Source organism: Desulfobacter latus, from assembly GCF_013389365.1.
Taxonomy (GTDB): domain Bacteria; phylum Desulfobacterota; class Desulfobacteria; order Desulfobacterales; family Desulfobacteraceae; genus Desulfobacter; species Desulfobacter latus.
In genome coordinates this window covers 1-842 of the sequence record NZ_JACADJ010000170.1, presented here as the reverse complement: position 1 = coordinate 842, position 842 = coordinate 1, and the positions used below count along the sequence as shown (strand labels likewise).

Sequence of the window (842 nt, the reverse complement as noted above, 5' to 3'; positions counted from 1 at the left end):
AGGCGGTTGTCACTTCCGGCAAAAAGGTTGGAACGTACACCGGGCGTGTCGCTGTCAGAAAAAGCGGATCGTTTAACATTAAAACAGTGGACAAAACAGTACAGGGCATTAGCTGGAAATACTGCAGACCGCTTCACGCATCTGACGGCTATTCCTACAATACGACGTGCTAAGGTCGGGTGCCTGAGCTACTAAATTATTATAAGGAGGGCGGCATTCCTCCCCTGAGCTAAAGACTCAGGGGTTTCCTTGCCGCATTTTATGATCAAAAATAAGGAGGGGAAAATGCGTAAAATTAGTGTGTTGTTGTCTTTTTGTATACTTTTTGTTTCTGCATGCGGATATGATTCCGGAAACTCTAAAAATCTTCTTATCGTCGTAACCACGGATGATCCGGTTACACAATTGATGTCCATGGTGCTGGCTGACCGGTCCATAAAAAAAGGCGCAACGGTGGACATGCTTCTCTGCGGCAGCGCCGGTTCACTGGCTGTCAAGGATTCTGCGGAGGTATTTTTAAAGCCCCAAAATACATCTCCCCAGATGATGCTGAAAAATCTGATCCAACAGAATGTCAATGTAGAACTGTGTCCACTATACTTATCAAACTCAGAAAAAAGCATTTCAAATTTGATAGATGGGGTTTCTGTTGCCAAGCCTTGCCGGATAGCGGATAAGCTTCTTAATGAAAAAACAAAGATATTAAGTTATTAAAGGGCGCATTCCCATTTTCCCGGCCGACTGAACAATTCTTTAAGCAGGAATTAGATGCTTAAAAATCAATCAGTTAAGGCAAGTTTAACATTGTGTGTTTTTAACGAAGGTCTTCCAGTATGCCCCAA

The 842-nt window shown here is 43.2% G+C and carries 1 protein-coding gene; it reads left to right on the top strand.

All coding sequences use genetic code 11. The annotated features are described in order from the left end of the window. Window positions 1-285 precede the first annotated feature (285 nt). Window positions 286-714: a DsrE family protein gene (locus tag HXW94_RS18815; RefSeq protein WP_246294254.1), complete on the top strand. Its 429-nt coding sequence runs from the start codon at window positions 286-288 to the stop codon at window positions 712-714. Window positions 715-842: the final 128 nt, after the last annotated feature.